Origin of the sequence: Streptomyces sp. NPDC001027, from assembly GCF_040299045.1 — a bacterium.
In the GTDB taxonomy this organism is placed as follows: Bacteria; Actinomycetota; Actinomycetes; order Streptomycetales; family Streptomycetaceae; genus Streptomyces.
In genome coordinates this window covers 1-11,095 of the sequence record NZ_JBEPBI010000249.1, presented here as the reverse complement: position 1 = coordinate 11,095, position 11,095 = coordinate 1, and the positions used below count along the sequence as shown (strand labels likewise).

Annotated in this window: 13 protein-coding genes and 1 pseudogene; 9 read left to right on the top strand and 5 right to left on the bottom strand. The window is 72.9% G+C overall.

Features of this window, described 5'->3' with window-relative positions; translation table 11 throughout:
• Both ABT300_RS36495 and ABT300_RS36490 read left to right on the top strand, forming a co-directional pair.
• A partial coding sequence (locus tag ABT300_RS36495; RefSeq protein WP_351685297.1) for a LysE family transporter occupies positions 1-329 on the top strand: 329 nt, incomplete at its 5' end.
• A 151-nt stretch (positions 330-480) separates the two neighbouring features.
• A complete protein-coding gene (locus ABT300_RS36490) occupies positions 481-930 on the top strand; it encodes a nitroreductase family deazaflavin-dependent oxidoreductase (RefSeq protein ID WP_351685294.1) in 450 nt (149 codons plus the stop codon).
• A 135-nt stretch (positions 931-1,065) separates the two neighbouring features.
• Here the strand turns inward: ABT300_RS36490 and ABT300_RS36485 are convergent, their stop codons facing one another.
• Positions 1,066-1,983, bottom strand: coding sequence for a cation diffusion facilitator family transporter (locus ABT300_RS36485; protein ID WP_351685291.1), 918 nt, complete (start codon positions 1,981-1,983; stop codon positions 1,066-1,068).
• A gap of 263 nt (positions 1,984-2,246) precedes the next feature.
• Between ABT300_RS36485 and ABT300_RS36480 the strand changes: the two genes are divergently transcribed.
• Together ABT300_RS36480 and ABT300_RS36475 are read left to right on the top strand one after the other, a co-directional pair.
• On the top strand, positions 2,247-3,299 hold the full coding sequence (locus tag ABT300_RS36480; protein WP_351685289.1) for a glutathione S-transferase family protein: 1,053 nt from the start codon (positions 2,247-2,249) through the stop codon (positions 3,297-3,299).
• 8 nt (positions 3,300-3,307) lie between these two features.
• Positions 3,308-3,604 (top strand): DUF4235 domain-containing protein, encoded by a 297-nt coding sequence (locus ABT300_RS36475; protein ID WP_351685286.1) that lies wholly within the window; start codon positions 3,308-3,310, stop codon positions 3,602-3,604.
• A gap of 72 nt (positions 3,605-3,676) precedes the next feature.
• On the opposite strand, the pseudogene ABT300_RS36470 reads toward ABT300_RS36475, so the two are convergent.
• Positions 3,677-4,070, bottom strand: a pseudogene (locus tag ABT300_RS36470) (VOC family protein).
• 181 nt (positions 4,071-4,251) lie between these two features.
• On the opposite strand from ABT300_RS36470, the gene ABT300_RS36465 reads away from it, so the two are divergent.
• Positions 4,252-4,614: a DUF1304 domain-containing protein gene (locus tag ABT300_RS36465; RefSeq protein WP_351685283.1), complete on the top strand. Its 363-nt coding sequence runs from the start codon at positions 4,252-4,254 to the stop codon at positions 4,612-4,614.
• Positions 4,611-5,174, top strand: coding sequence for a TetR/AcrR family transcriptional regulator (locus ABT300_RS36460; protein WP_351685281.1), 564 nt, complete (start codon positions 4,611-4,613; stop codon positions 5,172-5,174). Before ABT300_RS36465 ends, ABT300_RS36460 begins: the two co-directional genes overlap by 4 nt.
• A gap of 85 nt (positions 5,175-5,259) precedes the next feature.
• Here ABT300_RS36460 and ABT300_RS36455 read toward each other — a convergent pair whose 3' ends face one another.
• Positions 5,260-6,213 (bottom strand): GlxA family transcriptional regulator, encoded by a 954-nt coding sequence (locus ABT300_RS36455; protein ID WP_351685278.1) that lies wholly within the window; start codon positions 6,211-6,213, stop codon positions 5,260-5,262.
• 71 nt (positions 6,214-6,284) lie between these two features.
• Between ABT300_RS36455 and ABT300_RS36450 the strand changes: the two genes are divergently transcribed.
• Positions 6,285-7,253 carry an NADP-dependent oxidoreductase gene (locus ABT300_RS36450; protein WP_351685275.1) on the top strand — a complete coding sequence of 323 codons (969 nt, stop codon included), beginning with the start codon at positions 6,285-6,287 and terminating at the stop codon, positions 7,251-7,253.
• Positions 7,254-7,302: 49 nt separating this feature from the next.
• Here the strand turns inward: ABT300_RS36450 and ABT300_RS36445 are convergent, their stop codons facing one another.
• Both ABT300_RS36445 and ABT300_RS36440 read right to left on the bottom strand, forming a co-directional pair.
• Positions 7,303-8,409: an NAD(P)-dependent alcohol dehydrogenase gene (locus ABT300_RS36445; RefSeq protein WP_351685272.1), complete on the bottom strand. Its 1,107-nt coding sequence runs from the start codon at positions 8,407-8,409 to the stop codon at positions 7,303-7,305.
• Positions 8,410-8,439: 30 nt separating this feature from the next.
• Positions 8,440-9,894 carry an aldehyde dehydrogenase family protein gene (locus ABT300_RS36440; RefSeq protein ID WP_351685269.1) on the bottom strand — a complete coding sequence of 485 codons (1,455 nt, stop codon included), beginning with the start codon at positions 9,892-9,894 and terminating at the stop codon, positions 8,440-8,442.
• A 104-nt stretch (positions 9,895-9,998) separates the two neighbouring features.
• On the opposite strand from ABT300_RS36440, the gene ABT300_RS36435 reads away from it, so the two are divergent.
• Together ABT300_RS36435 and ABT300_RS36430 are read left to right on the top strand one after the other, a co-directional pair.
• Entirely contained in the window at positions 9,999-10,463 is a 465-nt protein-coding gene (locus ABT300_RS36435; RefSeq protein WP_502978068.1) for a MarR family winged helix-turn-helix transcriptional regulator, read from the top strand.
• Positions 10,464-10,698: 235 nt separating this feature from the next.
• Complete coding sequence (locus ABT300_RS36430; RefSeq protein ID WP_351685266.1) at positions 10,699-11,079, top strand: anti-sigma factor antagonist; 381 nt, start codon at positions 10,699-10,701, stop codon at positions 11,077-11,079.
• The last annotated feature ends 16 nt before the right edge of the window (positions 11,080-11,095 follow it).

Here is an 11,095-nt window from a genome sequence, read left to right as displayed (position 1 = left end):
CCCACCGGCTCGCCACCCGGTCCGAACCGGCGCCGACCGGCCCGGCCCGGGCCTATCTGAGCCTCCTCGGCATCACCCTCCTCAACCCGACGACCGTGGTCTACTTCGCCGCCCTGGTCCTGGGCGCCGGCGACGCCGACCCGGTACGGCCCCTGGAACAGGGCGTGTTCGTGCTGGCGGCCTTCGTCGCCTCGGCGAGCTGGCAGGTGCTGCTCGCCGGAGGCGGCGCCCTGCTGGGCCGCGCGCTCACCGGCCACCGGGGACGTCTGGTCACGGCCCTCGTGTCGAGCGCGGTGATGACCGTGCTCGCCGTCCGGATGGTGACGTAGGCGGCCACGGGTGCGGATGAAACTCGCGGCGTCCGGTGTTGCACCAGTCTGCGGGCCGGACGTGCGCCGCGCGGGACCTCGCGCAGACGCGTCCGGAACGACGACAGGACGGCACAGCGGCCTCAACGACATGACGAAGGGGACGAAGACCATGCCTCTCCAAGGCGAGTACGAACCCAGCCCGACGCAGTGGGTGCGCGAACAGGTGGAGCTCTACGAAAGCTCCGGCGGCGCCGAGGGGACGACGCTGCTGGACACGGGGCTGCCCGTCATCCTGCTGACGACCCTCGGCGCGAAGAGCGGCCGGATCCGCAAGACCCCCCTGATGCGCGTCGAGTACGACGGCCGGTACGCCCTGGTCGCGTCCCAGGGCGGTGCGCCCAAGCACCCCGTCTGGTACCACAACATCAAGGCGCTGCCCCAGGTCGAGCTCCAGGACGGGCCGGTCAAGCAGGACATGACGGCCCGTGAGGTCACGGGCGCGGAGAAGGCCGAGTGGTGGGAGCGGGCCGTCGCCGCGTATCCGCCGTACGCCGAGTACCAGACGAAGACGGACCGGGAGATCCCGGTGTTCGTCGTGGAACCGGCCGGGAGCCGCTGACCCTCTCGGGGCGGTGCGCACGGCTCCGGTCCGTGCGGGCGGCTCCGGGCCGTACGGCCGGCGTCCTTCCGGGCGTCGCGTGCGGGAAATCCGCGGTGGGAACGCATCAAGGCGTTCCCGCCGGGCACCCGCTGGTCAGGCCCCGCCGCGCTCCCCCGTCGCGGCGGGGCTCGTCTGCGTCTCCCCCGCGGGCCGGTCGGTCACGTCGAGGAAGATCTGGTCCGCCTCGGCGATCACCGAGGCGATCGAGCGCTTGATGCGGACGGCGACCTCCTCGACCCGCTCGCTGTCGAGGCCCGGCACGAGGTCCACGCGGGCCGCCACCAGTACCGAGTCCAGGCCCATCTGCATGGTGAACACCGCTTCGACGCTGTCGATCTCCGGCTGGGCGTCGAGGAGCGCGCGGATCCGCGCGGCGGTCTCGGGGGCGGCGGCCTCGCCGATGAGCTGGTCGCGGGCGTCGCGGCCGAGCCGGAAGGCGACGTAGACCAGCAGCGCGCCGATCGCCAGCGACGCCGAGGCCTCCCAGACGACCTGCCCGGTGACCATGCGCAGGGCCATGCCGATCGCGGCCAGGGTGACGCCGAGCACGGCCGTGCCGTCCTCCGCGACGACCGTGCGCAGCGCGGGGTCCCGCAGGCCCGCGCTGCCGCCCTGCCGGCGCACCTGGTGCAGGGCCCGTGCCAGTGACGCGCCCTCCGCGAGGAAGGAGACGCCGAGCACGATCAGGCCCGCCACATAGCCGCTGAGCTTCTCGTCGGCTCCCGACCGCAGCGCCTCCACGCCCTGGAAGAAGGAGAAGCAGCCGCCCATCACGAAGATCCCGACGGCGGCGAGGAGCGACCAGAAGAAGCGTTCCTTGCCGTAGCCGAAGGGATGCCGGCGGTCGGCGGGCCGACGGCTGCGGCGCAGAGCGGCCAGCAGGAACACCTCGTTCAGGCTGTCGGCCACGGAGTGCGCGGCCTCCGACAGCAGCGCCGGCGACCCGGCGAGGACGCCGCCGAGCCCCTTGGCGGCGGCGATGACCAGATTGGCGGCCAGTGCCACGAGCACGGTGACCCGGGTCCGGCGATCGGCCGCGCCGTCGTCCTCGTCGCGCCTGCCCCGTGTCCGGGGCGCGGCCGGTGCACGGGCTGCTCCCGACGGTCCGGGCGCGCCGGATGTGCTCGGCCGGCCTGTTCGTCCGCCGGCGTTCCGTTCTGAAGGCGTCGCGCTCACCCCCGCCGAATTCCCCGGCCGATCGCGATCACACCGTGCCGTCCGCCGAAATCGGGGAACGCGGGGAACAGGAGACGCGACACCACCGGGAGGAAGCCATGAGCGACGGGGGCGGCGACGGCAACAGCGCGTACGGGCACACGCCCTTCAAGCGCGCCAGGAGTCACTTCACCGACCGGATCACCGCGGACGGCCGGGACGGCCTGCCCGTCGAGGCGGGCCGCTACCGGCTCGTGGTCAGCCGCGCCTGCCCCTGGGCGAGCCGGGCCGTGATCTCCCGGCGGCTCCTCGGTCTGGAGGGCCCGCTGTCGATGGCGATCACCGATCCGGTCCAGGACGACCGCAGCTGGCGGTTCGGCCTCGACCCCGGCGGGCGCGATCCCGTCCTCGGCATCCGGTACCTCGCCGAGGCGTACGAGCGGCGGGAACCCGGTCATCCGGGCGGGGTCAGCGTGCCCGCGATCGTCGACGTGCCGAGCGGGCGACTGGTGACGAACGACTACCAGCAGATCACTCTGGACCTCGCCACCGAGTGGACGGCCCTGCACCGCCCCGGAGCGCCGGACCTCTACCCGGAGCGGCTCCGCGACGAGATCGACGCGGTCATGGCCGAGGTGTACGAGGACGTCAACAACGGGGTGTACCGGGCGGGTTTCGCCGACAGCCAGGACGTGTACGAGGAGGCGTGCGCGGGGGTCTTCCGGCGCTTGGAGCTGCTGACGTCACGGCTGGCACGGCAGCGGTACCTGGTGGGCGACGCCCTCACCGAGGCGGACATCCGGCTGTTCACCACCCTGGTGCGTTTCGACGCCGTCTATCACGGTCACTTCAAGTACAACCGCTGGAAGCTGGCGGAGAATCAGGTGCTGTGGGCGTACGCCCGCGATCTCTTCCAGACGCCCGGTTTCGGCGACACCGTCGACTTCGACCACGTCAAACGGCACTACTACCGGGTGCACACCGGCATCAACCCGACGAGGATCGTCCCCCTCGGCCCGGACCTGGCCGGCTGGCACTCCCCGCACCGCCGGGAGGAGCTCGGCGGCCGCCCGTTCGGCGACGGCACGCCGCCCGGCCCGGTGCCGCCCGGTGAAGAGGTGCCGGCGGCCGGCCGGGCCCCCCGTCCCTCCCCCACGACACAGAAGGAGTGAGGAGATCCATGGCCAAGAAGAGGAAACTCCCCCTGGTCTACCAGCCGGTCGGATTCGCGCTGGGCTGGGCGAGCGGCGCCCTGGCGGGGCTCGCGTTCCGCAAGGCGTGGAAGGCGATCCGGCACGAGGACGACGCACCGGACGCCCTGGACCGGGACCGCGGCTGGGGCGAGGTCCTGCTGGCCGCGGCGGTGCAGGGCGCGATCTTCGCGGCCGCCCGCAGCGCCGCCGACCGCACCGGCGCCAAGGCGATCGAGCGCTCCACCGGCGTCTGGCCCGCCAGGGAGAAGAGCGGCCGCGACTGACTCCCGTCCGCCGTGCCGCGGCGGGCGCCTGCCGAAGGGCGCCGCCCGCCGCCGCCGCCGTGCGTCCCGGGCTCAGCCCTGCTTCGGCGCGGTCGAGGGCGTCAGGCGGAGCGTGAAGGAGTGGCCCGCCGGATCGGCGTAGCCGCGCTCCTCGTGGGGGCCGGGGGGCGCCCTTGGTCTCCAGGGGGCGGCCGCCCAGGCCGACCACCCTGCGTTCCACCTCGTCGAGGTCGTCGACCAGGAAGTCCAGGTGGGCCTGGAGGGAGTTCTCGGGGCGGGGCCAGCTCGGCGGCGTCGCGTTCACGTCGCGTCGGAAGGCCAGGCGGATGCCGTCCCCGCTCCTGATCTCGACGCGGTTCGCGCTCCGGTCGATCTCCTCGGCGTCCAGGAGTCCCTTGTAGAACTCGGCGAGCTTCTCGGGCTCGGCACAGTCGAGCACCACGACGCCCGCTTTCACCAGTGCCATGTCGTCGTCTCCTCCACGTCTCCTCCACGGGATCAGGGCCGGAGCGGAGCGCCCCGCCTCCGAACCCTGCGGATACCCCCGTTTCCACCCCCCATCGGGAGCCAGACGACCCCTCCCTCTGGACTTCTTGGACAGGTGTCCCGCTATAGTGGACACCTGTCCAAGAAGTGAGAGGGAGACCATGGAAATCCTGGCGAACGTTCTCGTCGCGCTGGTGGCCGCGCTGCATCTCTACATCCTGGTGATGGAGATGTTCCTGTGGCAGAAGAAGCCCGGGCTGTCGTTCCACGGCTTCGACCCCGAGATGGCGAAGAGAACCGCCGCGATGGCCGCCAACCAGGGGCTCTACAACGGCTTCCTCGCGGCGGGCCTGGTGTGGGGGCTGATCGCGGCCGACCCCACCGGCTTCCGCGCCCAGGTGTTCTTCCTGTCCTGCGTGATCGTCGCGGGCGTGTACGGCGCGCTCACCGCGAACCGCCGGATCCTGTTCGCGCAGGCCCTGCCCGGCGCCCTCGCCCTGGTCGCCGTCCTCGTCGCTCGGTGACCCGCCAGGAGCCCGAGGACCCGAGGGCGGCCCGCACCCGTGCGCGGCTGCGCTCGGCGCTCCTCGAGGAGTGCGCCGAGCGGCCGCTGGAGGAGGTGGGCGTGGCCGCCCTGGTGCGGCGGGCGGGCGTCGGCCGAGCCACGTTCTATGTGCACTATCCCGACCTGGAGGCCCTCGCCGTCGACGCCTGCGCCGACGTCGTGCGGGAGGCCGTGGAGGCGTTGCACTCCTGGCAGGGCCGCCCCGACCCGGTGCGGGCTCCGGCCGCGCTGGCGGAGTTCTTCGAGTCGCTGACCCCGCACGGCGCGCTCTACCGCACGCTGCTGACGCCGGGCGGCGGAGGGCCGCTCGGCCAGGTGCTCCACCGCGACCTGCGCGCCTACAGCCTGCGGGAGCGGCAGCGCGCGGGCGCGGCGGACGCGCCGCTGGTCGCCTCGGCCGTCGCCGCGACCTTCGCCGGGGTGCTGGCGGACTGGCTGCACGGCGACCTGGACGGCTCGCCCGCCGAGATCGCCGACCAGGTGTGGCAGTTGCTGGTCGCGCTGCACGCGAGCCGCTGAGCGAACCCGGTCGTCCACCGCAGGGCGCGCGGTGGGCGGCGAGCGGTGGCGGTGGCGGGCGATGGCGGTGACGGTGAGCGCGTGTTCAGCGGGGCGCCGTCGTCTGGAACGTCCTGCGATACGCCTGCGGGGAGACGCCGATGGCCGCGTGCAGGTGCTGCCGCAGCGAGGCGCCCGTGGCGAAGCCGACGCGGCCCGCGATCTGGTCCACGGAGAGGTCGCTGGCCTCCAGCAGATGCCGGGCGTGCGCGACGCGCTGCTGGATGAGCCAGCGGCCGGGACTGAGCCCCGTCTCGTCGTGGAAGCGGCGGGCGAAGGTGCGCAGGCTCATCCGGGCGTGTGCGGCGAGGTCGGCCAGGGCGAGCGGCTCGCCGAGCCGCCGCAGGGCCCAGGCGCGGGTGTCCGCCGTGCTCGCCGCGCCGGCCTCGGAGACCGGCTGTTCGATGTACTGGGCCTGGCCGCCGTCCCGGAAGGGCGGGACGACACAGCGGCGGGCCACCCTGTTGGCGAGTTCGCTGCCGTGGTCCTTGCGGACGAGGTGCAGGCAGACGTCGACGCCGGAGGCGGCACCCGCCGAGGTCAGCACCCGGTCCTCGTCGACGAAGAGGACGTCCGGGTCCAGCTCGACGTGCGGGTACCTGCGGCGGAACTCCTCCGCGACGCACCAGTGGGTGGTGGCCCGGCGGCCGTCGAGCAGGCCGGCGGCGGCGAGCACGAACGCGGCGGTGCAGATGGACACGAGGCGCGCCCCGGGGCGGATCCGGGCGAGGGCCGCGGCGGCCGCGTCGGGCAGGTGGTCGGTCATCCGATCGGGCGCGACCGGGGCGATCACCACCGTGTCGGCCGTCTCCAGCAGCTCGGGGCCGTGCTCGACGCCGACCGTGAAGTCGGCGTTGGTGTGCACCGGCCGCCCGTCGACCGTGCAGGTCAGCACCTCGTAGTGGCCGTCGGCCGCGCCGAACACCCGGCTGGGGATGCCGAGTTCGAAAGGGTAGACGCCGTCGAGGGCGAGGACGACGACGCGGTGCTTCGCAGGCATGGCACGATTCTATCGGAAGTTGGCAATCGTGCCATTTCCCGGCCGGGCGCGGCCCGGCAGGCTGGTTCACCATGAGCACTGTGAACACCATGCGCACCGTGAACACCATGCGCGTCATCGGCCAGAGCGTCCTCGGCGGTCCCGAGGTCCTGAGGGAAGAGGAAGTGGAGCGGCCCGCGCCGGGTCCGAACCAGGTACTGGTGCGGGTGCGCGCCGCGGGCGTCAACCCGACCGACTGGAAGCACCGCGCCACGGGAGGCTTCCTGGGCGAGCCGCCGTTCGTCCTCGGCTGGGACGTCTCCGGCACGGTCGAGACGACGGGCATCGGCGTGGCCGCCTTCGCCCCCGGCGACGAGGTCTTCGGCATGCTGCCCTACCCCTACGGCCACGGGTCCCACGCCGAGTACGTCGTCGCGCCGGTCCGGGCCCTGTGGCACAAGCCGACCGGGATCGACCACGTCCAGGCCGGCGCGCTGCCGCTGGTCTCGCTGACCGCCTGGCAGGCGCTGGTGGAGACGGCCGGCCTCGAAGCCGGGCAGCGGGTGCTGATCCACGCGGCCGCGGGCGGCGTCGGGCACGTGGCCGTGCAGATCGCCAAGGCGCGCGGGGCGTACGTGATCGGCACGGCCAGCGCGGGCAAGCACGATCTCCTGCGCGAACTCGGCGCCGACGAGACGATCGACTACCGGGAGACCGACTTCACCGAGGCGGTGAAGGACGTCGACGTCGTCCTGGACACCCTGGGCGGGGACACCTCGGTCGACTCGCTGCGCGTCCTGCGCCCGGGCGGGATCGTGGTCTCGATCCTGCCCGTCGGCTCCGGGGAACTGTACGAGGAGGCCGAGCGGCTGGGCGTGCGGGCGGTGCGGATGCTGGTGGACGCCGACCGGGCCGGCATGCGGGAGATCGCCCGGCTGGTCGAGGCGGGGCAGCTGCGCGCCACCATCGCGGGGACCTTCCCGCTGACCGGCGCCGCCGAGGCGCACAGGCTCGGCGACACCGGCCGGACCACCGGGAAGCTCGTTCTCACTGTCGACTGACGAGACGTCAGGACACCGCCGGCAGCCCGGTGGCCGCGGCGTCAGGACCTCAGAACGTCAGGACGGGCTTGACGGTCTTGCCCGAGGTCATGTCCAGGACCGCCCGGTCGATGTCCGCGAAGGCGTAGGTGCCGATCAGCCGGTCCAGCGGCAGCCGGCCCGTCTTGACCAGTTCGACGAGGGCCGGGATGAAGCGCTGCGTCTCGCTGTCGCCGAGAGTGAGCCCCACGACCCGCTTGCCGCCCAGCAACCCGTTGACGTCCAGGGCCACTTCGCTGCCGAAGGGCGGTGCGCCGACCACCACCAGGGTGCCGCGGGCGGCGAGCGCGTCGACGCCCTGACGCAGCACGGCCGTGTTGCCCGTGGTCTCCACGACGCCGTCGGCGCCGCGCCCGCCGGTGATCTCCGCGAGGGCGTCGCCGAGGGCGTCCCGGCCGGCGTCGACGGTGTGCGTGGCACCCAGCTCCCGTGCCAGTTCCAGCCGTTCGGCGACCCGGTCGACCGCGACGATCGTGGTGGCCGGGGTGAGGGCGGCCGCCATGACCGCCGACAGACCGACGGCTCCGGCGCCGAGGACGACGACGGTGCTGCCCGTCGCGGGCTCGAGCACGTTCCAGACGGCGCCGACGCCGGTCTGCACGCCGCAGCCCAGCGGGGCGATCGACGCCAACGGCACGTCGGGGTCCACCTTGACGAGGCTGCGCTCGTCGACCAGCGCCCGCTCGGCGAACGAGGACTGCCCGAAGAAGTGGCCGCCGAGCGGCTCGCCGTCGCGGCTGAGCGTGCTGGTGCCGTCCGCGCGGCGGCCGCCGAGGAGGTTCAGCGGCAGCCACGAGGCGCAGTAGGCGGGGTGGCCGCCGTGACAGTTGCGGCAGCTGCCGCAGGAGGTGAAGGACAGCACGACGTGGTCGCCGGGGGCCACGGCCGTGACGGCCGAACCGACCGCCTCGACGACCCCCGCGCCCTCGTGGCCGAGGACTCCGGGCAGCGGGAAGGGCAGTCCGCCGCTCGCCACCCCGAGGTCGGTGTGACACAGTCCGGCCGCCACGAGCCGGACGACCGCCTCATGCGGGGCAGGGTCCTCGAGGACGACCTCGGACAGGGTGAAGGGCGCTCCGGCGGACTCGACGACGGCGGCGCGCGTGGTGATGGTCATGGGTGCGACTCCCTTGCTTCCGCGAGGCGTTCAGTCGAGCGAGACGACGACGGACTTGACCTTGGTGTACGACTGGAGCGCCTCGGGGCCGTACTCGCGGCCGAAGCCGGAGTCCTTGACGCCGCCGAAGGGGACGGCCGGGTCGAGCATGGCCCAGTCGTTGACCCAGACGATGCCGGCCTGGAGGCGGTCGGCGACGCGGTGCGCGCGGGCCAGGTTGCCGGTCTGGACACCCGAAGCCAGGCCGTACGGCGTGGAGTTGGCGAGCGCGACGGCCTCGTCCTCGTCGTCGAAGGGCTGGACGGTGAGGACCGGCCCGAAGATCTCCTCCTGCACGACCCGGGAGTCGTTCGCCAGGTCCGCGATGACGGTGGGCCGGTAGTAGTACCCGCCGTCGAGGTCGAGGCGCTCGCCGCCGCAGACGATGCGGGCGCCCTCCTTGCGGGCGAGTTCGACGTACTCCTCGACCTTGCGCAGGTGCTTCTCCCCCGCCATCGGGCCGACGACGGTCTCCGGCTGCCGGGGGTCGCCGACGGGCACGCCCGGGACGGCCTCGGCGAGGATGCCCAGCAGTGTGCTGTAGACCGGGCGGGCCACCAGCAGACGCGGGCCGCCCATGCAGAACTGGCCGGTGTTGAAGACGAAGCCCTTGATGACGGCTCCGACGGCCTTCTCCAGGTCGGCGTCCTCGAACACGAGGTGGGCGGCGTTGCCGCCGAGCTCCATGGTGACCGGCTTGAGGTTCTCGCCGGCGATGCTCGCGGCGTGCCGGCCGACTGCGGTGGAGCCGGTGAAGGCGATCTTGTCGACGCCGGGGTGGCGCAGCAGCGCCTCGCCCGCCACCGGACCGCTGCCGGTGACGACGTTGACGACGCCGTCGGGCACGCCCGCCCGCTGGAAGAGGTCGGCCATGTACAGGGCGCTGAGCGGGGTCTCGTCGGCGGGCTTGTGGACGACCGTGTTGCCGGCGGCGAGCGCCGGGGCGATCTTCGAACCGGCCAGGATGAGCGGGAAGTTGAACGGGGTGATCGCGGCGACGACGCCGAGCGGGCCGCGCCGGGTGTAGGCGAGGGCGTTCATGGGGGTGTCGCGGTTCGCGCCGTCGAGGGCGAAGGCGAGGGAGGCGAAGTACTCGTAGTCGTTGGCCGCGTTGGTGACGTCGACGGCGTGCGCGAGGGTGATCGGCTTGCCGACGTCGAGGCTCTCCAGCCGGGCGATCGCGTCGGCCTCGGCGCGGATCAGCTCGGCCACCCGGAGCAGGACGCGACCGCGCTCCCTGCCGCTGAGGCCGGACCACTGCCCGGCGTCGAAGGCCTTCCGCGCGGACCGTACGGCGGCGTCCACGTCGGCGGCGCCCGCCTCCGCGACGGTGGTGACGACCGTGCCCCGCGAGGGGTCGATCACCTCGGTGCGGGCTCCGTCGGCGGCCTCGCGCCACTGTCCCCCGATGAACAGTCGACCGGGGCCGGTCTCGAAGGTGGTCATCGCCACTCCTCAGCATCGTCGCCAAGATTTCAACAAACAGGATTCCTGTTGGTTCGCAGTCTCTTTACAGACAGGTTTCCTGTCAATGCTCTAGGCTCGGGCCCATGGCCGGCACCCCGACGAACAAGACAGCGCCCACACCCTTGCCCCACCGGACACCCCCGTCCCTCCTCTACATGGTGAAGCAGGTCGAGCTGGTCGTACGGTCCCATCTGGACGAAGTGGTCAAGCCGTCCGGGATCACGGCCCTGCAGTACACGGCGCTCACCGTGCTGGAGCGGCACGACGGGCTGTCGGCCGCCCAGCTGGCCCGGGACTCCTTCGTCACCGCCCAGTCCATCGCCGACCTGGTGCGCTCCCTGGAGGGGCGGGGACTGATCCGCCGCGAGCGCAATCCGCACAACCGGCGCGAGCTGCTGATCCTGCTCACCGCCGACGGGCGCGCGCTCCTCGACCGGCACGCCGGCCCGGTGCGGGAACTGGAGGAGCGCATGGTGCGACAGCTCACGGCACACCAGACCGAGCAGTTCCGCGCGGCGCTGTCGACGGCCTGGCATGCCCTGTCGTAACCCTCCCGGCGCGCCTGCGACCGCGCGCCGCACCCCATCCGACCGCCCGTCGCGCCCCCTTCGCTCACGGTGCGAAAAAACTCGGGCAGAGTCGGTTGCATTTCGAAGACATATGTCAATCGAACATGCTGGAATTCACTCCATCGGGGGTAACTTGCTGGAGCGGGGAACTGGCGTGTGCGCCCCGCCCGTTGAAGGCTCCCGACCGGTGGAGCGGGTTGGAGGCGATGGCGTCGTGCAGCAGAAATCTCCGGCGGGCACCCCGCATCTACGCGTCCGCGAGGACCGGGGGTACACGGTGCTGGAGTTCCACGGCGAGATCGACATCGTCGCGGCGACCGAGATCGGTCCGCACCTCGACGACGCGACCGGGTGCGCCGCACCGCGCATCGTGATCGACCTGACCCCGGTCGAGTTCTTCGACTGCTCCGGGCTGCGCCTGCTGTACCGGGCCCGCGGCCGGGTCCTCGACCAGGGCGGCCGGCTGCACCTGGTCTGCCCCCACCCGCTCACCCTGCGGATCCTGCGGGCCACCGGGCTGTCCCGGCTGCTGCCGCCCGCCGCGACCCTGGAGGCCGCCCTGGAGCGGCCCGGCGCCGCCTCCGGCACGTTATGACGGCGCCGGGAAGCGC

What these genes read in the sequence shown, in the direction of transcription:
- ABT300_RS36450 (WP_351685275.1), top strand. Translation starts at nt 6,285, where the DNA reads ATGAGCACTGTGAACACCATGCGCACCGTGAACACCATGCGCGTCATC.
- ABT300_RS36455 (WP_351685278.1), bottom strand. Translation starts at nt 6,213, where the DNA reads ATGCCTGCGAAGCACCGCGTCGTCGTCCTCGCCCTCGACGGCGTCTAC.
- ABT300_RS36475 (WP_351685286.1), top strand. Translation starts at nt 3,308, where the DNA reads ATGGCCAAGAAGAGGAAACTCCCCCTGGTCTACCAGCCGGTCGGATTC.
- ABT300_RS36445 (WP_351685272.1), bottom strand. Translation starts at nt 8,409, where the DNA reads ATGACCATCACCACGCGCGCCGCCGTCGTCGAGTCCGCCGGAGCGCCC.
- ABT300_RS36465 (WP_351685283.1), top strand. Translation starts at nt 4,252, where the DNA reads ATGGAAATCCTGGCGAACGTTCTCGTCGCGCTGGTGGCCGCGCTGCAT.
- ABT300_RS36480 (WP_351685289.1), top strand. Translation starts at nt 2,247, where the DNA reads ATGAGCGACGGGGGCGGCGACGGCAACAGCGCGTACGGGCACACGCCC.
- ABT300_RS36435 (WP_502978068.1), top strand. Translation starts at nt 9,999, where the DNA reads ATGGCCGGCACCCCGACGAACAAGACAGCGCCCACACCCTTGCCCCAC.
- ABT300_RS36490 (WP_351685294.1), top strand. Translation starts at nt 481, where the DNA reads ATGCCTCTCCAAGGCGAGTACGAACCCAGCCCGACGCAGTGGGTGCGC.
- ABT300_RS36440 (WP_351685269.1), bottom strand. Translation starts at nt 9,894, where the DNA reads ATGACCACCTTCGAGACCGGCCCCGGTCGACTGTTCATCGGGGGACAG.